Here is a 21,432-nt window from a genome sequence, read left to right on the forward strand (position 1 = left end):
TGACGGCCCCTACGACCCAGGCGTTCACTAGCGCGCAAACCGGAGGGAAGCCATGCTTGAACCTGCGCAGCGCCCCGTGTTGTTCTCCACCGCCGTCCAGCACCACCTGGCCGGTGACCTCGCCGCCGCCGAGCCGCTCTACCGCCAATTGCTGGAGCACCAACCCGACGATGCTGCCAGCCGGCACTACCTGGGCTTTCTGCTCCAGCAGCGCGACCAGCTCGATGAAGCACGCGAACAACTGACCGCCGCCATTGCGCTCGATGGCAGCCACGCCGAATGGCACTTCAACCTCGGCATCGTGCTGGTCAAGCAGGGCGAGGGCGAAGCCGCCATTGCCGCCTTTACCCGGGCCATTGCGCTCGACAATCGACGCTACTTTTATTGGACCAATCTGGGCGCCGCCTTCGAGGCTGCCGACGAGCCCCAGCATGCCGAGCAGTGCTACGACATGGCCCTGCGGCTGGACCCGGAGTGTGGCGACGCCTACTTTCTGCTGGCCTCGCTCTACCTCAAGCTGGCCCGCTACCCCGAGGCCCGCCACTACAACTACCGCGGCATTGCCGCCTCGGCCGGGGCCGGTACCTCGCGCATCCTCCTGGGGCAGGCCTACCATGAGCTGGGCCGGCCGCAAGAAGCGGTGCAACTGTTCCAGCAATGGCTCGCAGAAGAGCCCGGCCACCCGGTGGCCAGCCATCTTTTGGCCGCCTACCAGGGTGGGCCAGTACCGGAACGCTGCAGCCCCGCCTATGTGGAGGCGACCTTCGATGCCTTCGCCGACAGCTTTGACGACATCCTGCAGCGGCTGGACTATGCCGGCCCTGGCCTCGTGGCCGACTATCTGGCAGCGCAGCCCAAAGGGCGTCGCTTCAGCGAGGCGCTGGACCTCGGCTGCGGCACCGGCCAGGTGGGCGAGGCCATCCGGCCCTATGTAGATCAATTGAGCGGCGTGGACCTGAGCCAGGCCATGCTGGCCCAGTCCAGGCAGCGCGGCGTGTACGACCAGTTGTTGCGGGCCGATATCGGCGACTTTCTGGCCGCCCTACCTGCGCGCTACGCGCTGATCACCTGTATGGATACCTTTATCTACCTAGGCCGGCTGGATGTGCTGCTGCCCCGGCTCCACGCCAGCCTGGAGCCAGGTGGCTTGCTGCTGTTCAGTACCGAGAAGCTGGAGGGGCAGGATGTGCCGCCCTACTGGCTCAATACCAGCGGCCGCTATAGCCACGCGCCGCAAGCGCTGGCCGAGCAGTTGCAGGCAGCCGGATTGCAGTTGCTGATCCGCCAGGAAGTGGTACTACGCAAGGAGGCAGGCTGCGCCATCGCCGGGCAATTTTACGCCGTGACCCGCCCGGCCTAGTCCCACTGTCGATTTGGCTCTATATTGCGCCGTCATAGGCTGCGCTCGCCCTTGTGCTAGCCCGGCCCTTCCCTTCTGACTGGAGCCCTCGATGTCTCTGTTGCTTGTGCTGTTGATACTCGCCGTCCTGGCGGCCGTTGCCGCCGGTGCCTATGCATTCTCACTCAAGCAGGAACTGGAGACAGCGCAGCGGCGCCTAAGCGCAGCCCCGACTGAAGACCGCAAGGGCGATGCCGAGCGCAGCGCCCTGGTGCGCCAGCTGGAACAGGCCAGCGGCGGCATGCGCAAGTCGGTGGGCCTTGCCCAGGGCGCGATCAGCGGCCAGCAACAACAGGTCAAACAGATCCGCGAGGCGATCGAGCGGCTGGCAGCAGAAATGGATAGCGCCGCTGGCTTTGCCGAGCAGACCGAACAACTGGGCCAGCACTCTCGTAGCGCGGCCCGCGAGGGGGTGCAACTGACCGGACAAGCCAGTACACGTATAGGCGAATTGGATCAGCGCATACGGCAGATGGGCGAGGAGCTGGGTACCTTGTTCGACGCCACCCGCGAGATCGGCCAGGCGCTCAATGTGATCGAAGACGTGGCCAAGCAGACCAATCTCCTGGCGCTCAACGCCGCCATCGAGGCCGCCCGAGCTGGCGAGCAGGGCCGTGGCTTTGCCGTTGTGGCGGACGAAGTGCGCATCCTGGCCTCGCGCGTACAGAACGTGACCAAGGAGATCGGCGGGATGATGGAGGGCCTCAACACGGTAACCAGCCGCGCCCGCCAAGCGCTGACCGAGACCAATACCATCACCCAGGAGGTCAAGCAGCTCTCTGAAGCATCCGGCCTCTGTTTGGAGAAGATCAGCGGCGCGGCCGACTCGGTCGGTGAATCGACCGGCGCCATCTCTGCATCGCTCAAGCAGCAGAGCCGGCTATCGGGCGATATTTCGGCCGCCAGTGGCCAGCTCGACACCATCACCGCACAGATCATGCAGGGCGTGCGCGCCGACCAAGCCGCGATCGAAAGCTTGCACCAGACGGTGGAGAGCCTGCAGCGGCTGGCCCGCAACTAAGGCCCGGCTCTGGCAATAGCCCACGGCGGCTGTGCATAAGTCGGTGGATTGCACTGTATGGCCACGCTTAGTGGCAGATTTGTAAGGCAAAGCGACGGTTTGCCCAAAAAACAGGCAGGCGCCTACCCCCTGGTGAGCGCCTGCCTGTTTTACCTTGGCGCCCGCCCCTTCCCATCCGCTTCCGATGGACTACCAAGCTAGACAGCAAACCCGCCACCCCGCTGTGGGCAAATGCACGCCTGACCCAGGCATCTAGAGCATGTAGTCCAGCACTACGAAACTACTGGATTCGACCAGTGGCACGCCGTAGCTGCGCTGCAGCACGATTTTCAGCATGCCATTGTATGCATTGAATTTATTGCCGTTTCGCGCCGCAACATCTTACTCGGCGCCGTCGCAAATCCCGCCTTGTAGCGCCAAAAACCCATTTGACAACCGTTGTCCGTGTCACCACACTACGCCGCGCAAACGATTGCGCAATCGGTTGCCACCGTTGCGCCCGTGCATGCAGACAAATCCAAAACGGAGACATGAGACATGAACCAACGTCGCACCACGTTCAAGCTGCTGGCCCTCTCGGCCGCCCTATTCGCCTTCCCCTCGGTTGACGCGCTGGCTGCGCAGAAGCCCAAGGTGGCACTGGTGATGAAATCGCTGGCCAACGAATTCTTCCAGACCATGGAAGACGGTGCGCGTGCCCACCAAAAGCAGAACGCCGCAAGCTACGACCTGATCGCCAACGGCATCAAGGACGAGACCGATACCGCCAACCAGATCAAGATCGTTGAACAGATGATCGCCAACCACGTGGACGCCATTGTGCTGGCCCCGGCGGATTCCAAGGCCCTGGTGCCGGTGGTGAAGCAGGCGATCGACAAAGGCATCCTGGTGATCAATATCGACAATAAGCTGGCCGATGCCGTGCTGACCGAGAAGAAGATCAACGTGCCCTTTATCGGCCCGAGCAACCGCGCCGGCGCCAAGCTGGCCGGTGACTACCTGGCCAAACAGCTGAAGAGCGGCGACAAGGTCGGCATCATCGAAGGTGTTTCCACCACCCAGAACGCGCAGGACCGCACTGCCGGCTTCCAGGACGCCATGAAGGCTGCAGGCATCACTGTGGTGGGCGTACAGTCGGGCTCGTGGGAGATCGACAAGGGCAACACCGTGGCGGCCGCCATGCTGCGTGAAAACCCTGATCTGAAGGCCCTGCTGGCCGGTAACGACAATATGGCCCTCGGCGCCGTGTCGGCCATCAAGTCCGCCGGCAAGACCGGCAAGGTCAAGGTCATCGGCTACGACAATATCTCGGCCATCAAGCCCATGCTGGCCGACGGCCGTGTGCTGGCCACCGTGGACCAATACGCCGCCAAGCAGGCTGTGTTCGGCATCGAGCTGGCACTGAAGTCGCTGGCCGCCAAGACCCCGCAGGCCAACCTGCCCAAGGTCGTCGAGACCCAGGTCACGCTGATCACCAAGTAATCACGTAGTACGCATCACGCAAAGAAAGATGGCCTAACGGCCCACCTGGAAGCCCGTGCTACGGGCTTCCAGGTCCTCCTCGCATATCTGGAGTCCTCATGGCGGCCCCAATCCCTCCCCTGCTGCGCCTGCGTGGCATGGGCAAGACTTATGTAACCCCCGTGTTGGCAGATGTCGATCTGGACCTCGCAGCCGGTGAGGTGCTGGCCCTGACCGGAGAGAATGGCGCCGGCAAGAGTACGCTTTCCAAATTGATCGCCGGCCTTGTGAGCCCGACTCACGGCGAGATGCAGCTCAACGGGCAAGCCTATGCGCCAGCCTCACGCACCGCTGCCGAAGCCCTGGGCGTGCGCATGGTGATGCAGGAGTTGAGCCTGATCCCCACCCTCACGGTGGCCGAGAACCTGCTGCTGGAGCGCCTGCCCCATCGGGCCGGGCTGATCCGCCGCAAGGAACTGCATGCCCTGGCCGAGCGGCAGATGGCCGCAATCGGCCTGACCGACATCCGTCCCGACACACTGGTGGGTGAGCTGGGCGTGGGCCACCAGCAGATGGTGGAGATTGCCCGCAATCTGGTGGGCGACTGCAAGCTGCTGATCCTGGACGAGCCCACCGCCATGCTGACCGACCGCGAGGTCGAGCGCCTGTTCGAGCAGATTGTCCTGCTCAAGGCCCGCGGTGTGGGTCTGATCTACATTTCCCACCGGCTCGACGAGCTGCAACGGATCGCCGACCGCGTGACCGTGCTGCGCGACGGCCGGCATATCGATACCCAACCCATGGCCAGCCTGAGCCAGGACGACATCGTCCGCCGCATGGTGGGCCGTGATGTGCAGGAAGGCCTGGCCCGCCAAGGGCAACTGGGCCAGCCGGTACTGCGGGTGGAAAACCTTAGCCGCGCCGAGGCGGTACAACAGGTCTCGTTGACCGTGCATGCCGGCGAGATCGTCGGCGTGGCGGGTCTCGTAGGTGCAGGCCGCACCGAGCTGCTGCGGCTCATTTTTGGTGCAGACCGCAAGGATGGCGGCGACGTCTACCTCAACAACAGTTCAAGTCCGGCCCGTATCGGCTCGCCTAAGCAGGCGATTGCCCAGGGCATAGGCCTGATCACCGAAGACCGTAAGCGCGAGGGTCTGCTGCTGGGCCTGCCCATCGCCCTCAACACCACTCTCGCCTACCTGCGCTCGGTCTCACGGCGCGGCTGGCTCAGTACTGGTGGCGAGACACAGATTGCCCGCCGCTATATCGACGAACTGGGCGTGCGTTGCCAGTCCCCCGCCCAGGCGGTAGGGGAACTCTCCGGCGGCAACCAGCAGAAGGTGGTGCTGGCGCGCTGGTTGCACCGCGACTGCCAGGTGCTGTTGCTGGATGAGCCCACCCGTGGCGTCGATATCGGTGCACGCGAGGACATCTACCAGCGCATGGCGCAGGAAGCTGATGCCGGCAAGGGCCTCCTGGTGGTATCGAGCGATCTGCGCGAGCTGATGCAGATCTGTGACCGCATTGTGGTGATGAGCGCCGGCCGGCTGGCTGGTGACTTCCGCCGCGGCGAATGGAGCCAGCAGGCGCTGCTGGATGCCGCCTTCAGCGGCTACCGCGACCCGCAGGCCGCCGCTGCGCACTGAGCGCCGCTGCGTAACGTTCGCCCCATGGACTCTCGTAAAGAACTGAAGCGATGACCAAGACCCAACCCAACTGGCTACGTGCCACCTTCGGCAGCTATATCGGCTTTGTGCTGGCGATCGCCGCCATGATCGTGCTGTTCGGCTCGCTGAGCGAATACTTCCTGACCACCAGCACCTTCACCACCATCGCCAACGACATCCCGGCCATCGCGGTGATGGCGGTGGGGATGACCTTTGTGCTTATCATCGCCGGCATCGACCTCTCGGTCGGTTCGGTCATGGCGCTGGCCGGTGCCACCATAGGCATCGCCATGACGCAATGGGGCTGGTCGCTCTTACCCGCCATGTTCCTGGCCATGCTGGTCGGTGTGGGCTGCGGTTTTCTGACCGGCATGGTCAGCGTAGCCTGGCGCTTGCCGACCTTTATCGTCTCTCTGGGCATGCTGGAGATCGCCCGCGGTGGCGCCTATATCGCCACGAACTCGCGTACCCAGTACATCGGCGGCGCCATCGACTGGCTCAGCGCCCCCTTGCTGGGCGGCATCTCACCGGCCTTTATGCTGGCCTTTCTGATCGTGATCGCCGGCCAGCTGCTGCTGACCCGAACCGTGCTGGGCCGCTACATGATAGGCATAGGCACCAATGAGGAAGCCATGCGCCTAGCCGGCATCGACCCGCGCCCGATCAAGGTGCTGGTGTTCGCGCTGACCGGCGCGCTGGCGGGCCTTGCCGGCGTGTTCCAGACCTCGCGGCTGGAAGCGGCCGACCCCAATACCGGCGCCGGCATCGAGCTGCAGGTGATCGCCGCGGTGGTGATCGGCGGCACCAGCCTGATGGGTGGCCGTGGCTCGGTGGTCAACACCTTCTTCGGCGTGCTGATCATCTCGCTCCTGGAGGCTGGCCTTGCCCAGATCGGCGCCAGTGACCCGGCCAAGCGCATCGTCACCGGCTGCGTGATCATCGCCGCCGTCGTGCTCGATGGCTACCGCAGCCGCCAGGCCCGCCGCGCATGAGCACCATGAAGGAAGTCGCCGAACGGGCCAGGGTATCGGTCAGCTCGGTCTCACACGTCATCAACAATACCCGCTTCGTGAGCCCAGACGCCCGGGCGCGGATCGAAGCGGCCATTGCCGAGCTGGCCTATGTGCCGAGCGCAGTGGCGCGCAGCCTGCGCCATGATGTGACCCACACCATAGGCATGCTGCTGCCCAACAGCTCCAACCCCTACTTCGCCGAGGTGCTGCGCGAGATCGAATCGCGCTGCTTCGCAGCTGGCTTCAATCTGATCCTCTGCAACACCGACGACGACCCGCGCAAGCAAGCGAGCTATCTGCGCGTACTGGTGGAAAAGCGGGTGGATGGCATCATCCTGGTCACGGCCGGCGAAGATGCCGACCTGCGCAAGCTCTTGACCGGCTTCAACCGACCGTTGGTGATCGTGGACCGGGAGATCCTCGGTGTGGATAGCGACCTCGTGGAAGTTGACCATGCCAATGGCGCTGCACTCGCTACCCGCCACCTGACCGAGCTGGGCCATCGCCGCATTGCCTGCATCGCCGGCCCCTTGGGTCTGGCGCCCAGCGACGAGCGTATCGCCGGCTGGCAGCGCGCCTGCCACGAGGCCAAGCTGAGTGAGATCGACTGCCCGCTGCTGCATGCCGACTTCGCCAGCCAGGGCGGTTATGCGGCCATGCGTGAATTGCTGGCCAAGCCGGTGCGCCCCAGCGCCGTGTTCGTGGCCAACGACCTGATGGCCATCGGCGCACTGTGTGCCGTGCACGAAGCCAATTTGCGGGTCCCCGAAGACATTTCGGTGATCGGTTTTGACGATATCGAGCTGGCGGCCTTCAGTAGCCCGCCGCTCACCACGGTGGCACAGCCCAAGTCGTCCTTGGGCCAAGCCACCACCGAACTCCTGCTCGAGCGCATCCAGTCCCGGCGGCGCTCACCGGCCCGGCGTATCCTGCAGGCGGAGCTGAAGCTGCGTCAGTCCACCGCCCGCTACCACCCTGCAAAGTAAGCACTATGAATCAGCCATCAAACAAGACCGTCTGCGTACTGGGCAGCCTGAACATGGACCTGGTCATGCGCCTGCCGCGCGTGCCGGACGCTGGCGAGACCTTGATCGGCCACCAGTTCAACACCTACGGTGGCGGCAAGGGGGCCAACCAGGCCATGGCCTGTGCCAAGCTCGGCGGTCAGGCCGCCATGATGGGCCGGGTGGGTGACGATGACTTCGGCCGGGCGCTGCATGGTGCCCTGCAAGAAGCCGGCGTCGACACCCAGGAACTGAAGCTGCTCAAGACGGTGGAGACCGGCGTGGCCATGATCATGGTCGACGATGCAGCGCAGAACCGCATCGTGCTGGCCCAGGGTGCCAATCTGCACATCCTGCCGGCCGATATCGACCAGCGTGCCGATCTGATCGGTGAGGCGAGACTCCTGATCTGTCAGCTGGAAATCCCGCTGGAGACCAACCGTCGCGCCATTGCCCTGGCCCACACCCGCGGTGTACCGGTGCTGCTGAACCCGGCCCCGGCCGCCAGCCTGCCGGCGGACATGCTGGCCCAAGTGAGTTATCTGGTCCCCAACGAGACCGAGGCCAGCCTTTTGACCGGCACCACGGTCAGCGACCTTGCCAGTGCCGCCGTAGCCGCCCGCCAGCTGCGCGCTATGGGCTGCCGGCATGTGCTGATCACCCTGGGCGCGCAGGGCGTGCTGATCGCCGACGATAAAGGCATACGCCACTGGCCGGCGCTGCAGGTCAAGGCGGTGGATACCACCGCTGCCGGAGACACCTTTATCGGCGGCCTGGCTACCGGTCTGGCCGAGGGCCTGACGCTGGATGAAGCCACCCAGTTGGGCATGTGTGCCGCCGCAGTCAGCGTGACCCGCCCTGGTGCCCAGCCCGCCCTGCCCTACCGGCAGGAGCTGGCCCCCTACCCCCATCAAGCCACTTGGCTGGAGCAGACCCCATGAAGCGCACGCCCTTGCTCAACAGCGCCCTGTCGGAAGTGATCGCCACCCTGGGCCACGGCGACATGCTGGTTATCGGCGATGCCGGTCTACCCATTCCGGCCGGGCCGCAGCGTATCGACCTGGCCATCACGCGCGATCTGCCGCGCTTTGTGGATGTACTGGAGGTGGTGCTCAGCGAGATGCAGGTGGAGAATGTGGTGGTGGCGAGCGAATTGGCCGGCCGCAATCCGGCAGTGGCCGAGCGCATCCCAACGCTGCTGGGCACGACGCCGGTGACGGCGATATCGCACGAGGAATTCAAGCTCTTGACCCGCTCGGCGCGGGCTGTGGTGCGGACGGGCGAGTGTTCGCCGTACGCGAACATCATCTTGCGGGCCGGGGTGGTGTTTTAAGCCCTTCAAGAAGGCCAAGCTTCAGATCTGCGACGGCTGCACTTACTAGAAGGTGTTGCCGTTTAGCGGCGATAGCCGCTGAACCGATGAAGTGCAGCGACTCCGCCCAGCCCCGTTTACCTCCTAAACCGCTCGAAGCGGCGGCGGGTCTCCGCCTCGTCACGCTGGCCAAAGGCATAGTGCGCCTCCAGCCACATCACGTTGATGACACCGAAGGCCAGCGCGAGGCCCAGGCCGAGTATCCAGGTGAAGTACCACATGAGGGTGTCCTTTCAGTAAGCGGTATGGGTGTCGCGGCGGATCTGCTCGACCGTGACCGGGCCGCGCATGACTCGGTAGACCCAGGCGGTGTAGCTCACCACGATGGGCAGGAAGACGGCCACCACGGCCAGCATGACGCCCAGGGTCTTGTGGCTGGAAACGGCGTCCCAGGCGGTCAGGCTGCTCTGTGGGTCGAGGCTGGAGGGCAGTACGAAGGGGAACAGCGAGAGCCCGGCCGTGAGCAGGATGCCGACGATGGTGGCAGCGCTGGCGAGGAAGCTGGGCCAGCGCCAGCCGCGCCAGGCGGAGAAGCTGGTCAGCAGCGCCGCCGTTACGCCCAGAGTGGGCGCCAGCCACAGCCAAGACCAGTGGCCGTAGTTGGCCAGCCAACCGCCCGGGGCGTATGTGACGGTCTTCTGGAACGGCGACAGCGCGGTGTTCACATCGGCCACCTGGGCCAGTACCAGGCCATCCATGCGGCTAAGCCACACGCCGCCCAGCGCAAACAGCGCTGCCAGTACCACACCCAGCCCCATGGCAAAACGGCGGGCGCGCTGCCAGACAGCATCTTCGGTACGCAGTACCAAGAGCGCAGCACCGTGCAACGCCAGCATCAGAGCCGATACCAAGCCGCAGTAGAGGGCGAAGGGGTTGAGTTGTTGCCAGAGGCCGCCACCGTAGCTGACCCGCATGCTGTCGTCGAAGCGGAAGGGCACGCCCATGAAGAGGTTGCCGATGGCCACGCCGAACACCAGCGCCGGTACCAGGCCGCCGACAAACAGGCCCCAGTCCCAAAAACCGCGCCAACGCGGGTTGGGCAGCTTGCTGCGGTAGTCAAAGCCGACCGGACGCAGAAATAGCGCCGCCAGGGTCAGCACCAGCGCAAGGTAGAACACCGAGAAACCGGCGGCATAGACCAGGGGCCAGGCGGCGAATACCGCGCCCGCCCCTAGCACCAGCCAGACCTGATTACCTTCCCAGGTCGGACCGACCACATTGATGGCAACACGCCGCTCTTCGTCAGTCCGGCCGACAAAGGGCAAGAGCATGGCCACGCCCATATCGAAGCCATCCATCAGCGCAAAGCCGATCAGCAGCACCGCCACCAGGCCCCACCAGATCAGTTTGAGGGTTGCATAGTCGAGCATGTCAGCCTCCTCAGGCGGGCGTATGGGCAGGGGTTTCGCCGTGGTAGCGGCCGGTGGCAAGACTGGCGGGGCCGAGCCGGATGTACTTGAGCATCAGGAACATCTCCACCACGAAGAGTGCGAGGTAGATGCTGCAGATGCCGACCAGGCTGAACCAGACCTGGCCGGGGTCCAGGCTGGAGGCGGACATGGCGGTAGGCAAGATGCCGCTGATGCTCCAGGGCTGGCGGCCATGCTCGGCCACGAACCAGCCCATCTCGATCGCCACCCAGGGCAAGGGAATGGCACAGACACACAGCCGCAGCAGCCAGCGCTGCGGCGCCAGACGCTGGCGGATCAGGAACCAGAAGCTGGCGGCGAAGATAAACAGGAACAGCATGCCCAGCCCGACCATGATGCGGAAGGACCAGAACAGCGGTGCAACGTTGGGGATGGTGTCTTCGACCGCCTGGGCGATCTGCGCCTCGGAAGCATCGATCACCTTGACGGTGTATTTCTTGAGCAGCAGACCAAAACCAAGGTCGGCCTTATGGGCCTCGAACTGCTGCTTGGTAGCGTCCGATGTATCGCCCTGCTTGAGCCGGGTCAACGCCTCGTAGGCCAGTATGCCGCTGCGTATGCGCAACGCGTGCTCTTCCTTCAGGTCCTTGATGCCGGTCACCTGCTTATCGACGCTGCGAGTAGCGATCAGACCCAGTACATAGGGGATCTTGACCGCGTAGTCGGTTCTTTCTTCCTTCTGATTGGGCCAGCCGAATACCGTGATGCCAGCCGGCGCCGGTTGGGTCTCCCATTCGGCCTCGATGGCGGCCAGTTTGACCTTCTGTACTTCACCTGTGGTGTAACCCGACTCGTCACCCAGCACGATGACCGAAAGCGAGGAGGCGAGACCAAAGCCCGCCGCCACGGCGAAGGAGCGGATGGCAAAGCCGGTGTCGCGCGCCTTGAGCAGGTAGAAGGCCGAGATACCGAGCACGAACATGGCGCCGCAGACATAACCCGCGGCCACGGTATGGACGAACTTGGCCTGCGCCACCGGGTTGAAGAAGACTTCAGCCAGGCTGGTCAGCTCCATGCGCATGGTGTGGTAGTTGAACTCGGCACCGACCGGGTTCTGCATCCAGCCGTTGGCGATCAATATCCACAGTGCCGAGAGATTGGTACCCAAGGCCAGCAGGAAGGTGACCATCAGGTGCTTGACCTTGGAGAGCCGCTCCCAGCCAAAGAAGAACATGCCGACGAAGGTGGATTCGAGGAAGAAGGCCATGATGCCCTCGATGGCCAGCGGCACGCCGAAGATGTCGCCCACATAGTGCGAGTAGTAGGCCCAATTGGTGCCGAACTGGAATTCCAAGGTCAGGCCGGTGGCCACACCCATGGCGAAATTGATGCCGAAGAGCTTGCCCCAGAAGCGGGTCATGTCCTTGTAGACCTGCTGGCCGGTCATGACATAGACCGTCTCGCAGATCACCAGGATCCAGCTCAGCCCGAGGGTAAGCGGCACGAACAGGAAGTGGAACATGGCCGTCAACGCGAACTGCAGGCGTGACAAGGCCACCACGTCATCGGGGGAGATCATTGTGTTGCTCCGGGGAAGGTGAAACTGGAGTGGCTGCTTGGCCGAAGAACTGCTGCTCGATGCGCTCGGGCGCGACCCGCATATGCGGCGCCAGGGGCTGGCTGAACCAGAGCTGCTTGGCGATATAGAGCAGCAGAACCTTGAGGATGACGATCAGACTGAGCTCCAACCACAGCCGGGGCCGGCTGCGCAGCCGGCGCCAGAAGCCCTGGGGAGATGGCCTGGGGATGGTAGGTGGCTCGGACATACTAAGCGGCTCCCTCACTGTCGCGGCTGCCGAACTTGAGCTTATCGGCAAGCTCCAGCACCTTCTGTACCTTGGCACCGAGCTGCATCAGCTTGATTACAGTCTCGGGCGAGAGCCGCTGCACATCGTCCAGCCAGCCGGTAGTAAGCTCGATCAGCTCATGCATCTCCCGCATGCGGCCCTGGGCAATACGATCAGCCTCGCTCTCCGGCTTTTCCAAGAGGGCCTCGCGCAACATGGACAGGGTCGGCTCGATCTCGCGCCGACGGCGCTCTTCCATCAGCACACGGAAGATGTCCCAGACATCCTTGGGCGGCTCGAAGTAGTCGCGCCTGTCGCCCGGCAGATGTACTAGCTTTACGAGCCGCCAGGCCTGCAACTCCTTGATGCCGATGCCGACATTGGAGCGCGAGAAGGCCAGCGTCTCGCCAATATCGTCGGCGCACAACGGGCGACCGCTGATGTAGAGCAGCGCATAGATCTGCCCCACGGTACGGTTCACGCCCCAACGGGAGCCCATTTCTCCAAAGTGCAGTACAAAGCGTTCGGCCAGCGGGGTCAGGTTCATACTTCAATTTCCAGAATTTTCTGGAAATTTAAACATTCCTGATATTGGTGGCAATACCGTTCGTGAAAAAGCCGACCCAGAAGTCGGCTTAGTCGTTGATTAAAAAGGATATTGTGCGGCGCCTATTTTTGCAGCCGCAGGCAGTAGCGATCGTAGTCCTCGGCAATCTTCTGCTGCTTCTTCTCCATCTTTTCCTTGTCCCAGTTCTGCACCATGCCCATACGCTTGCGCTTTTCCATCATGGTCAGTTCCCCGACATACTTCTCGCAACGCTCTTTCTCCTTGCCTTGCAGGTGTTCGTAGAAGATAGGGGCGTACTTGTCCGGTAGGACGATGGGCTCCTCCTTGGGTGCCGGCTTGCTGGCGGCAAGCACGGTCAGTGGCAACAGGCAGAGCAGAATCAGGCGGCCGTACATGGCAGGGACTCCTTGAGCGATTGCAAAACCACGGCCGTACGCAATTGTTGCGCCAGGGTAAAGTTCTGCCAGCGGCGCTCACCCAGGCAGGCCACCGGCACAATGCCGGCCAGGCTGTTGCTGAGTAGCACCGCATCGGCCGCCAAGAGGCGCTGGGTGTCGAAACTTGTCAGTTCCTGCCGTAGACCGAGCGTTGCGGCGGCTTCCAGCAGCATGCTGCGCACGACCCCGGCCACCCCGCAGTCGGCCAGCGGATGCGTCAGCAGCCGGTCGCCCTCGACGATGAAGAGGTTGGTCATGACTCCCTCCACTACCTCGCCGCGCGGATTGCACATCAGGCCGTCAAAGATGGCGGGGTCGGACCACTCCCGCCGCGCCAGCACCTGTTCCAGCCGGTTGAGGTGCTTGAGGCCAGCCAAGGCCGGCTGTATGCCCAGCACGGTGCTGCAGAGTCGTACTGTCACGCCCTGCTCGCGCAGAGCATCGGCATAGGGAGGCAAAGGGCCAGTCTGGCTGATACGGGTGACCGATGCGGCGGGATCGACGGCATAGCCACGGGCGCTGCGGCCACGGGTGACGGTGAGCTTGATCGCCGCATCTACAGGCGCCAGCTCCGCCAGATCGGCCAACCAGGCCTCCTCGGCCGGGCAAGCCAGGCCCAAGGCCGCACAGTCGGCTTGCAGCTTGGCGTAATGGCGCTGCCAGGCCAAGAGGCGGCCGGCCTCGCAGCGGATCGTACGGAACACGCCGTCGCCATAGGCCAGACCACGGTCGGCAACGGCGATCCGGTCATCCATCCGGCCATTGATCAGAACGCGCGGCTCGCTCACGGCTTGAGTGCCGTCACGACAAAGTCGGTCGCCAATTGCACCGCCAGGTCGATATTGCGCGCACTCTGCGCATCGACTTCCGGCTCACCGGGCGGCCCGGCCTTGAAGCTGTGGTCACCACCGATCAGGCTGACCCGCACGCTACGGCCGGCGCTACCGGCAAACTGATACAGGAGCGGCGCATCGCAGTAAGGGTCGCGCTCTCCGGCTATCCAGGCCAACGGCCGGTCTTCCTGTTCCAGGCCGGGGTAGTTGCGGGCCAGCTCACCAACCACCACCCCGCCAGGCTCCTGTCGGCTGCATACCGGGGTCAGCAGCAGACCGGCCTTGAGCCCGCCTTCCTGCTGCAGCAAGCGCCAGCCAACCAGGCTACCCAACGACTTGCCACCGGCCATGATGCGCTTGGGATCGATGCGGGCATGCTGACGGGCATGGGCGAGCACGGTCGCCATATCCTCCAGTTCCGGCACCAGATCCGCGGAGACTTCACCACGCTGGGGCTGTTGGGTATAGAAGGCCCAGTCAAAGCGCAGCACCGCCACGCCACGCCCGCGTAACGCTGTCGAGAGCTTGGCCAGCAACGGCATCTGCATGTGGTAGCCCTGACCCGGAGCAAGCACCAAGGCCGGGAAGGGCCCCTCCCCTTCCGGCAGGTCCGCCAGTATCGAGATCGTCGCGCCGCGGGGTGTGGTCAGGGTCTGCGGCTCGGCGATAGCGGCCAGGCTCAGGCCCGCTGCCAGCACGCCGGCCAGCCAGCTCGGCGAAGACGAATGCAAGGACATTGGGCACTCCTGGGGACGCAAAACCCCACTTTATTGCGTCACACCCAAAGCCCGCAACAGGCCGCGCGCCTTGGCGCGGGTTTCGTTGAGTTCGCGCTCGGGATCGCTGTCCGCAACAATGCCGGCACCAGCCCGGAAATACAGCTGCTGGCCATCCTGCATAAAGGTGCGGATCAGGATATTGAGATCCAGCGAGCCATCGCGGTTGATATAGCCCAGGCTGCCGGTATAGGCACGCCGCGGGCGTTCCTCCAGCTCGCGGATGATCTGCATGCAGCGCACCTTGGGGCAGCCGGTGATGGTACCGCCCGGAAACAGCGCCCGCGCCACCTCGGCCACATTGAGGCCGGGCCGGATCTGGCAGCTGACGGTGGATTCGATGTGGTGCACATAGGTGTAGCTGGTCACATCCATCAGCGCGTCCACCTTGACCGTACCGGGCACGGCGATGCGACCCAGGTCATTGCGCTCCAGGTCGATCAGCATGATGTGCTCGGCCCGCTCCTTGGTCGATTCGATCAGCCGCTGCTTCTGACGCGCATCCTCGGCCGGGTCGGGCGAACGTGGGTGGGTACCGGCGATAGGCCGGGTCTCCACCCTGCCGGTGCGGTCTATGCGCACCAGCCGCTCGGGCGAGGAGCTGACGATGGCCTGACCGCCCCCCAGGTCCACATAGGCCGAGAACGGCGCCGGGTTGGCACCGCGCAGGCGGGCAAACAAATCCAGCGGGCCGGCGCCGTCGGCCAGGGTGGCATCCCAACCGCGCGAGAGATTGACCTGGAAGACGTCACCCTCGCGGATATAGTCCTTGCAGCGCAAGGTGCCCGCCAGGAAGGCCCCCGGCTCGTCCTCGCTCAAGCCGGCGAGCTTGATCTCCCGCCAGGCAGGCGCAGGGATCGCCGCCAGCCGCGCCTGCAGCCGCTGCAGCTGCGCCTCGCTCTCCGCCACCAACACGCTCTGGCCGCTATCGCGCGCCACCAGGATGGCCGCCGGTACGCGGGCCAGCAGGCCCAGCGGAAAGTCCTGGTCATGTCGTGCCGCCACGCTGGGCTCCAGCGTCTCCAGCCATTCGTAACCCAGGTAGGTAAACCAGCCGCCGCTGAAAGGCAGGCCAGTGGGTTCCCGCTCGGGTACAACCGGGATCGCCGCCAGGTCCTCGTAAAGGGCATGGCCTTCGGTCGCACCGTAGACCCGCACCGATTCGGGCAAGGCAAAAAGGATGTCCCAGCCGGTATCGCCGGCCGATTGCAGCAGGTAGGGAAAGTCAGCCGGGTAGGCTGAGGCCAGCGCCAACAGGTCGGGCGCCGCGGCAAGCGACAGGGTAGGCATCGCAATCTAGGCAAAATAAAACGCCGCGCAGTCTCCCGCGCGGCGTCTTGCTTGGCAAGCCCGGATATCAGACGCGCTTGAACACCAGCGTGCCGTTGGTGCCGCCAAAGCCGAAGGAATTGGAGATCGCCACGTCGATCTTCATATCCCGCGCGGTATTGGCCACGTAGTCCAGATCACAACCCGCCTCGATATCCTGCTCGAAGATATTGATGGTCGGCGGGCTCTTCTGGTCACGGATGGCAAGCACGGTGTACACCGCCTCCACGCCACCGGCACCACCCAGCAGGTGGCCGGTCATGGACTTGGTGGAATTCACCGCCAGCTTGTAGGCATGGTCGCCAAACGCAAGCTTGAGGGCATTGGTTTCGTTGGCATCGCCCAGCGGGGTGGAGGTGCCATGAGCGTTGACATACTGCACCTGGTCGGCATTGATGCCGGCATCGCGCAGCGCGTTGGTCACGCCACGGGCGGGGCCTTCGGCGCTTGGCGCAGTAATGTGGTACGCATCCGAGCTCATGCCAAAACCAATCAGCTCGGCGTAGATCTTGGCGCCGCGCTTGACCGCGTGTTCGTACTCTTCGAGCACTAGCACGCCGGCGCCCTCGCCCATCACGAAGCCGTCACGGCCCTTATCCCAGGGGCGCGAGGAAGTGGCCGGGTCGTCGTTGCGGGTCGACAAGGCCTTCATGGCGGCAAAGCCACCGATGCCCAGGCGGGCAATGGCACCCTCGGCACCACCAGCCACGATCACATCAGCGTCGCCATACTGGATCATGCGGGCGCCGTCACCAATGCAGTGCGCACCGGTGGTACAGGCGGAGACGATGCCGTAGGTCGGTCCCTGGTAGCCCTTGATGATGGAAACATGGCCGGCGATCAGGTTGATCAGCGAGCCGGGAATAAAGAAGGGACCGATCTTGCGCGGACCACCTTCCATCAGATCCACACCGGTTTCTTCGATCAGCGGCAGACCGCCAATACCGGAACCGATATTGACGCCCACGCGGGTCTTGTCGAGGCCGGGCACGTCGTCGAGGCCGGAATCCTTGATTGCATCGAGGGCGGCGGCGATGCCGTAGTGGATGAAGCGGTCCATGCGCCGCGCATCCTTGGCCGAAATGTACTGGGTGATATCGAAATCGCGCACCTCACCGGCGATCTGGCAAGCCAGGTCGTTCGCATCGAAGCGGGTGATGGTGGTGATGCCGCTCTTGCCGGCCAGCAAGTTGGCCCAGCCCGTGGTGACGTCGTTGCCGACGGGGGACACATGGCCCAGGCCGGTGACGACAACTCTGCGTTTGGACATGAAAGTTCCTAATCAAGGCAAGCGGTGCACAGCCTGGCACGCCCGCATGACAACACTGCCATTTGCAACTCAAACAAGCAACCGATCAAATCGACCGGCAGATACAACAAGACCCCGCCACGATGCCATCGTGTCGGGGTCCTGCATACCAGAGAGCCTTGCCAGCAAGGTCAGGCTCGCTGCGACTTACTTGCCCAGGTGACCCTTGACGTAGTCGATAGCCAGCTGAACAGTGGTGATCTTTTCGGCTTCTTCATCCGGAATCTCGCACTCGAATTCTTCTTCGAGGGCCATCACGAGTTCAACGGTGTCGAGCGAGTCGGCGCCCAGGTCTTCAACAAAAGACGATTCGGCCTTGATATCGGCTTCGTTGACGCCCAGTTGCTCGGCGACGATCTTCTTCACGCGTTGTTCGATATTTTCCATTCTTGAACCCAAACCTTTCGTGTTGGATGGTCAAAAGCGCCCGCATTTTAGCAAAAAACGCGCTGCACAAGTTAAAGGGTAAAATCCCCAATCAATTCATGAACATACCGCCGTTTACGTGCAGGGTATTGCCCGTCACGTAGGCGGATTTGTCGCCAGCCAGGAAGGCGACCGCATCGGCGATCTCCTGCGGTTGGCCCAAGCGTTCCAGCGGAATCTGGCTCAGCAGCTTCTGCTTGTAGTCCTCGGCGAGGTCACGGGTCATATCGGTATCGATAAAGCCCGGTGCCACGCAGTTGACGGTGATATTGCGGCTGCCCACCTCACGCGCCAGCGAGCGGGTGAAGCCCATCATGCCGGCCTTGGCGGCGGCGTAGTTGGTCTGACCTGCCGAACCGGACGCGCCCACTACCGAAGCGATGCTGATGATGCGCCCCCAACGGGCTTTCATCATGCCGCGCAACACGGCCTTGGACAGACGGTAGACCGAGCGCAGATTGGTATCCATGACGGCATCCCAATCTTCTTCCTTCATGCGCATCAGCAACTGGTCGCGGGTGATGCCGGCATTGTTGACCAGCACCGCGATCGCGCCGTGCTGCTTTTCAATGTCGGCCAAGGCGGCGTCCACGGCAGCGCTGTCGTTCACATTCAGCGCAAGACCGGTACCGCTGAGGCCTTGCTCCTTGAGATAGGCGCTGATGGCTTCCGCACCAGCTGCGCTGGTGGCGGTACCGATCACGGTCGCCCCATCACGCGCCAGCGTCTCGGCAATCGCCCGGCCTATGCCGCGCGATGCACCGGTTACCAAAGCTACTTTGCCCTGCAGGGACATAGGCGTCTCCCTTACAAAAAAACGTTTTACAGCGCAGCCGAGAGCGCCTCGAAGGCAGCCGGTTCGGTCAGGGCAACGGCCTGCAGGCCATCGACAATACGCTTGTTGAGGCCGGCCAGCACCTTGCCCGGGCCGCACTCCGCCACCACGGTCACGCCGTCAGCGGCCAGCTTCTGCACCGTTTCCACCCAGCGCACCGGGCTGTAGAGCTGGCGGGCCAGCGCATCCTTGATCTGGGCCGGGTTGGTATAGGCCGCCACGTCGGCATTGTGGATCACGGCGATGGCCGGGGTCTTGATCTCGATCTGGGCCAGTGCTGCCGCCAGTTTTTCCGCTGCCGGCTTCATCAGTGCGCAGTGCGAGGGGACCGATACCGGCAACGGCAGGGCACGCTTGGCGCCGCGGGCCTTGCAGGCCTCACAGGCGCGGGCTACGGCATCCTTGCTACCGGCGATCACCACCTGGCCGGGGGAGTTGAAATTCACCGCCTCGACCACCTCGCCCTGTGCCGCCTCGGCACAGGCAGCGCGAATGGCATCGTCGTCCAGACCCAGGATGGCGGCCATGCCGCCCTGCCCTTCCGGCACGGCAGCCTGCATGGCTTCAGCACGCAGTCGCACCAGCTTGATCGCGTCCTTGAAATCCAGTGCACCGGCTGCCACCAAGGCGGCGTACTCGCCCAGACTGTGGCCGGCCAGCACGTCCGGCTGGCGACCGCCTTGTGCCAACCAGGCGCGATAGGTGGCAATACCGGCAGCCAGCATGGCCGGCTGGGTGTTGACGGTGGCGTTGAGCGCCTCGACCGGGCCTGCGGCGATCATGGCCGCCAGGTCAAAGCCCAATGCATCGCTGGCCTCAGCCAGGGTCTGCTGCACCACCGGCAGATCGGCAAAGGCATTGAGCATGCCAACGGCTTGCGAGCCCTGGCCTGGAAATACAAAGGCGAGTGTCATCGTTTGGGATTCCTCTTTAGCGTCCGCGCGCAGCACGGGCTGCGTCTTGATCAGCACGCACCCGAGCATAGGCCGGACGGTGTTGCAATTGTTCGAGATAGGCGGCCACCGGCAAGTCGGCGAACCAGTCGCGGCCATAGACCTGGGCAGTAATGTGCTGCACCACCGGGATATGCACGGCCGCCGCGCAATCCGCCAGGGTAAACTGCTCACCCGCAATCCAGGGTGCAAAGCGCACCACCCGGCTCAGCGATGCCAAGCCTCGATCGAGCTGCCGGGATACTTCTTCGCGCACTCCATCGGCCACCGGTGCACCGAACAGCACATGCGGCAGCAGGCGGCGGGCCGCCAGTTCCACATCCTGCTCCAGTATCTGGATCAGCTCCCGCACCCTGGCACGAGCCAAGGCATCCTTAGGCAGCAGCGCAACCAGGGGGTAACATTCCTCCAGGTACTCCAGCGCAGCCTGCGATTCGCAAAAGCGCCCGGCGTCGGTCTCGAAGTAAGGCACCTTACCGGTCGGGCACAGTGCCAGATAGTCCGCCGCCTGCGAGGGCGCAGCAGGCAGCTCCTCGAAGGCGACGCCCTTCTCCAGCAAGGCCAACTTGACCTTGTTGTGGTAGTTCGAGAACGGCGTACCGTACAGTTTGAACATGCCGGCCTTCCGTAGTTCGACGACGTTGCAGACAAATGCGCGCGGATAGTACCCGTCATGTGCGCCCACCGCTAGCAAGCAGGCGCTTGTTTGACTGAACGCCCCTGCCCGAAACTACCAGCGCAGCAGCGCCGACCCCCAGGCAAAACCGCCGCCTATGCCTTCCAGCATCATCAATTCGCCCTTCTTGAAGCGGCCGGCACGGGCAGCTTCGTCGAGCGCCAGGGGGATGGAAGCGGCCGAGGTATTGCCATGCCGATCGAGCGTGATCACCACCTTGTCCATGCTGAGCCCCAGGTGCTTGGCGGTGGATTCGATAATGCGCAGATTGGCCTGGTGCGGCACCAACCAGCTCAGCTCGCTCTGCGGGAGGCCAGCTGCCACCAGGGTTTCGGAAGCAAGCTCAGCCAGCGCCTTGACGGCGAACTTGAATACCGCCGGGCCATCCATATGCAGGAAGGGCTTACCCTGCACATCGCCATGCATGATGCTGGCCGGCGTAGTCAGGATGTTGCGGTAGCGACCGTCGGCCTTGAGCTTGGTGGTCAGGATGCCGGGCTCATCCGAGGCCTTCAGCACCACAGCACCGGCACCGTCGCCAAACAGCACGCAGGTGGCGCGATCTTCCCAGTCGAGGATGCGGGAGAAGACTTCCGCCCCGACGACCAGTGCCGTCTTGGCCATGCCACCGCGCACAAACTGATCGGCCGTGGCCAATGCATAGACAAAGCCCGCGCAGACCGCCTGCACATCAAAGGCCGGGCAGCCGTGGATGCCCAGCTTGTCTTGCAGGATACAGGCGGTACCAGGGAAGACCACGTCAGGCGTGGTGGTGGCGACAATGATCAGGTCGATCTCGTCAGCCGTCACACCGGCCATTTCCATGGCCTTCAGGCTGGCCTGCAGCGCCAGGTCGCTGGTCAGCTCATCCGGCGCAGCAATGCGACGCTCGCGGATGCCGGTACGGGAAACAATCCATTCGTCGCTGGTCTCGACCTGCTCGGCCAACTGGGCGTTGGTGAGGATACGGGCCGGCAGGTAGCTGCCAGTCCCGGCGATGCGGGAATACTGCACTTCGGTCTCTCCATCCGCCGCAGCCTGCGGCGGTACGCTAGGGTCTCGCCGGGGCGGGACATGGCCACCCCGGTCAAAAATCCGGCAGGAGGATCACCCCTGCCGCAACAGATACAGCTGAG

General features: G+C 63.8%; 23 protein-coding genes. 8 read left to right on the plus strand and 15 right to left on the minus strand.

Features of this window, described 5'->3' with window-relative positions; genetic code table 11:
• Positions 1–52: 52 nt before the first annotated feature.
• From VIM95_RS00740 to rbsD, 8 genes are all read left to right on the plus strand, one after another.
• Complete coding sequence (locus tag VIM95_RS00740) at positions 53–1,360, plus strand: tetratricopeptide repeat protein (RefSeq protein ID WP_331981598.1); 1,308 nt, start codon at positions 53–55, stop codon at positions 1,358–1,360.
• A gap of 91 nt (positions 1,361–1,451) precedes the next feature.
• Entirely contained in the window at positions 1,452–2,420 is a 969-nt protein-coding gene (locus VIM95_RS00745) for a methyl-accepting chemotaxis protein (RefSeq protein WP_331981602.1), read from the plus strand.
• Between the two features lie 537 nt (positions 2,421–2,957).
• Positions 2,958–3,902 carry a sugar ABC transporter substrate-binding protein gene (locus VIM95_RS00750; RefSeq protein ID WP_331981604.1) on the plus strand — a complete coding sequence of 315 codons (945 nt, stop codon included), beginning with the start codon at positions 2,958–2,960 and terminating at the stop codon, positions 3,900–3,902.
• Between the two features lie 98 nt (positions 3,903–4,000).
• On the plus strand, positions 4,001–5,527 hold the full coding sequence (locus VIM95_RS00755) for a sugar ABC transporter ATP-binding protein (RefSeq protein WP_331981607.1): 1,527 nt from the start codon (positions 4,001–4,003) through the stop codon (positions 5,525–5,527).
• 50 nt (positions 5,528–5,577) lie between these two features.
• Positions 5,578–6,540 carry an ABC transporter permease gene (locus VIM95_RS00760; RefSeq protein WP_331981610.1) on the plus strand — a complete coding sequence of 321 codons (963 nt, stop codon included), beginning with the start codon at positions 5,578–5,580 and terminating at the stop codon, positions 6,538–6,540.
• Positions 6,537–7,547 carry a substrate-binding domain-containing protein gene (locus VIM95_RS00765; RefSeq protein ID WP_331981613.1) on the plus strand — a complete coding sequence of 337 codons (1,011 nt, stop codon included), beginning with the start codon at positions 6,537–6,539 and terminating at the stop codon, positions 7,545–7,547. The genes VIM95_RS00760 and VIM95_RS00765 overlap by 4 nt, the downstream gene beginning before the upstream one ends.
• 5 nt (positions 7,548–7,552) lie before the next feature.
• Positions 7,553–8,506 carry a ribokinase gene (gene rbsK, locus VIM95_RS00770; protein ID WP_331981615.1) on the plus strand — a complete coding sequence of 318 codons (954 nt, stop codon included), beginning with the start codon at positions 7,553–7,555 and terminating at the stop codon, positions 8,504–8,506.
• Complete coding sequence (gene rbsD, locus VIM95_RS00775) at positions 8,503–8,898, plus strand: D-ribose pyranase (protein WP_331981619.1); 396 nt, start codon at positions 8,503–8,505, stop codon at positions 8,896–8,898. Before rbsK ends, rbsD begins: the two co-directional genes overlap by 4 nt.
• 116 nt (positions 8,899–9,014) lie before the next feature.
• Here rbsD and cydX read toward each other — a convergent pair whose 3' ends face one another.
• The 15 genes from cydX to VIM95_RS00850 form a co-directional block, all read right to left on the minus strand.
• Complete coding sequence (gene cydX, locus VIM95_RS00780) at positions 9,015–9,158, minus strand: cytochrome bd-I oxidase subunit CydX (protein ID WP_331981622.1); 144 nt, start codon at positions 9,156–9,158, stop codon at positions 9,015–9,017.
• A 12-nt stretch (positions 9,159–9,170) separates the two neighbouring features.
• Positions 9,171–10,307, minus strand: a complete 1,137-nt coding sequence (gene cydB, locus VIM95_RS00785; protein ID WP_331981625.1) for a cytochrome d ubiquinol oxidase subunit II — start codon at positions 10,305–10,307, stop codon at positions 9,171–9,173.
• Positions 10,308–10,317: 10 nt separating this feature from the next.
• Positions 10,318–11,886, minus strand: a complete 1,569-nt coding sequence (locus VIM95_RS00790) for a cytochrome ubiquinol oxidase subunit I (protein ID WP_331981628.1) — start codon at positions 11,884–11,886, stop codon at positions 10,318–10,320.
• Positions 11,870–12,133 (minus strand): cytochrome oxidase putative small subunit CydP, encoded by a 264-nt coding sequence (cydP, locus tag VIM95_RS00795; protein ID WP_331981631.1) that lies wholly within the window; start codon positions 12,131–12,133, stop codon positions 11,870–11,872. The genes VIM95_RS00790 and cydP overlap by 17 nt, the downstream gene beginning before the upstream one ends.
• Before the next feature lies 1 nt (position 12,134).
• On the minus strand, positions 12,135–12,701 hold the full coding sequence (locus VIM95_RS00800; RefSeq protein WP_331981634.1) for a GbsR/MarR family transcriptional regulator: 567 nt from the start codon (positions 12,699–12,701) through the stop codon (positions 12,135–12,137).
• 122 nt (positions 12,702–12,823) lie between these two features.
• The gene (locus VIM95_RS00805; RefSeq protein WP_331981637.1) at positions 12,824–13,117 is read right to left on the minus strand and encodes a hypothetical protein; all 294 of its coding nucleotides are present in this window, start codon (positions 13,115–13,117) and stop codon (positions 12,824–12,826) included.
• The gene (gene pabC, locus VIM95_RS00810; RefSeq protein ID WP_331981640.1) at positions 13,102–13,947 is read right to left on the minus strand and encodes an aminodeoxychorismate lyase; all 846 of its coding nucleotides are present in this window, start codon (positions 13,945–13,947) and stop codon (positions 13,102–13,104) included. Before pabC ends, VIM95_RS00805 begins: the two co-directional genes overlap by 16 nt.
• A complete protein-coding gene (locus tag VIM95_RS00815) occupies positions 13,944–14,729 on the minus strand; it encodes an alpha/beta family hydrolase (RefSeq protein ID WP_331981644.1) in 786 nt (261 codons plus the stop codon). The genes pabC and VIM95_RS00815 overlap by 4 nt, the downstream gene beginning before the upstream one ends.
• 30 nt (positions 14,730–14,759) lie before the next feature.
• The gene (locus VIM95_RS00820) at positions 14,760–16,058 is read right to left on the minus strand and encodes an aminodeoxychorismate synthase component I (protein ID WP_331981647.1); all 1,299 of its coding nucleotides are present in this window, start codon (positions 16,056–16,058) and stop codon (positions 14,760–14,762) included.
• Positions 16,059–16,125: 67 nt separating this feature from the next.
• The gene (gene fabF / locus VIM95_RS00825) at positions 16,126–17,367 is read right to left on the minus strand and encodes a beta-ketoacyl-ACP synthase II (RefSeq protein ID WP_331981650.1); all 1,242 of its coding nucleotides are present in this window, start codon (positions 17,365–17,367) and stop codon (positions 16,126–16,128) included.
• Positions 17,368–17,553: 186 nt separating this feature from the next.
• On the minus strand, positions 17,554–17,793 hold the full coding sequence (acpP, locus tag VIM95_RS00830) for an acyl carrier protein (RefSeq protein ID WP_331981653.1): 240 nt from the start codon (positions 17,791–17,793) through the stop codon (positions 17,554–17,556).
• Between the two features lie 91 nt (positions 17,794–17,884).
• Entirely contained in the window at positions 17,885–18,628 is a 744-nt protein-coding gene (gene fabG / locus VIM95_RS00835; RefSeq protein ID WP_331981656.1) for a 3-oxoacyl-ACP reductase FabG, read from the minus strand.
• Positions 18,629–18,654: 26 nt separating this feature from the next.
• Entirely contained in the window at positions 18,655–19,581 is a 927-nt protein-coding gene (gene fabD, locus VIM95_RS00840) for an ACP S-malonyltransferase (protein WP_331981659.1), read from the minus strand.
• 16 nt (positions 19,582–19,597) lie between these two features.
• A complete protein-coding gene (locus tag VIM95_RS00845) occupies positions 19,598–20,236 on the minus strand; it encodes a glutathione S-transferase family protein (protein ID WP_331981662.1) in 639 nt (212 codons plus the stop codon).
• Between the two features lie 114 nt (positions 20,237–20,350).
• Positions 20,351–21,310, minus strand: coding sequence for a beta-ketoacyl-ACP synthase III (locus VIM95_RS00850; RefSeq protein ID WP_331981665.1), 960 nt, complete (start codon positions 21,308–21,310; stop codon positions 20,351–20,353).
• Between the last annotated feature and the right edge of the window lie 122 nt (positions 21,311–21,432).

The sequence above is a fragment of the Chitinimonas sp. genome (genome assembly GCF_036568685.1).
GTDB lineage: Bacteria > Pseudomonadota > Gammaproteobacteria > Burkholderiales > Chitinimonadaceae > Chitinimonas.

Coding starts and splice junctions, on each gene's coding strand:
- rbsK (WP_331981615.1), top strand. CDS start 7,553: ATGAATCAGCCATCAAACAAGACCGTCTGCGTACTGGGCAGCCTGAAC.
- VIM95_RS00815 (WP_331981644.1), bottom strand. CDS start 14,729: ATGTCCTTGCATTCGTCTTCGCCGAGCTGGCTGGCCGGCGTGCTGGCA.
- VIM95_RS00765 (WP_331981613.1), top strand. CDS start 6,537: ATGAGCACCATGAAGGAAGTCGCCGAACGGGCCAGGGTATCGGTCAGC.
- fabF (WP_331981650.1), bottom strand. CDS start 17,367: ATGTCCAAACGCAGAGTTGTCGTCACCGGCCTGGGCCATGTGTCCCCC.
- VIM95_RS00790 (WP_331981628.1), bottom strand. CDS start 11,886: ATGATCTCCCCCGATGACGTGGTGGCCTTGTCACGCCTGCAGTTCGCG.
- cydB (WP_331981625.1), bottom strand. CDS start 10,307: ATGCTCGACTATGCAACCCTCAAACTGATCTGGTGGGGCCTGGTGGCG.
- VIM95_RS00750 (WP_331981604.1), top strand. CDS start 2,958: ATGAACCAACGTCGCACCACGTTCAAGCTGCTGGCCCTCTCGGCCGCC.
- VIM95_RS00805 (WP_331981637.1), bottom strand. CDS start 13,117: ATGTACGGCCGCCTGATTCTGCTCTGCCTGTTGCCACTGACCGTGCTT.
- VIM95_RS00800 (WP_331981634.1), bottom strand. CDS start 12,701: ATGAACCTGACCCCGCTGGCCGAACGCTTTGTACTGCACTTTGGAGAA.
- VIM95_RS00760 (WP_331981610.1), top strand. CDS start 5,578: ATGACCAAGACCCAACCCAACTGGCTACGTGCCACCTTCGGCAGCTAT.
- cydP (WP_331981631.1), bottom strand. CDS start 12,133: ATGTCCGAGCCACCTACCATCCCCAGGCCATCTCCCCAGGGCTTCTGG.
- cydX (WP_331981622.1), bottom strand. CDS start 9,158: ATGTGGTACTTCACCTGGATACTCGGCCTGGGCCTCGCGCTGGCCTTC.
- acpP (WP_331981653.1), bottom strand. CDS start 17,793: ATGGAAAATATCGAACAACGCGTGAAGAAGATCGTCGCCGAGCAACTG.
- fabG (WP_331981656.1), bottom strand. CDS start 18,628: ATGTCCCTGCAGGGCAAAGTAGCTTTGGTAACCGGTGCATCGCGCGGC.
- VIM95_RS00820 (WP_331981647.1), bottom strand. CDS start 16,058: ATGCCTACCCTGTCGCTTGCCGCGGCGCCCGACCTGTTGGCGCTGGCC.
- rbsD (WP_331981619.1), top strand. CDS start 8,503: ATGAAGCGCACGCCCTTGCTCAACAGCGCCCTGTCGGAAGTGATCGCC.
- fabD (WP_331981659.1), bottom strand. CDS start 19,581: ATGACACTCGCCTTTGTATTTCCAGGCCAGGGCTCGCAAGCCGTTGGC.
- VIM95_RS00845 (WP_331981662.1), bottom strand. CDS start 20,236: ATGTTCAAACTGTACGGTACGCCGTTCTCGAACTACCACAACAAGGTC.
- VIM95_RS00745 (WP_331981602.1), top strand. CDS start 1,452: ATGTCTCTGTTGCTTGTGCTGTTGATACTCGCCGTCCTGGCGGCCGTT.
- VIM95_RS00740 (WP_331981598.1), top strand. CDS start 53: ATGCTTGAACCTGCGCAGCGCCCCGTGTTGTTCTCCACCGCCGTCCAG.
- VIM95_RS00755 (WP_331981607.1), top strand. CDS start 4,001: ATGGCGGCCCCAATCCCTCCCCTGCTGCGCCTGCGTGGCATGGGCAAG.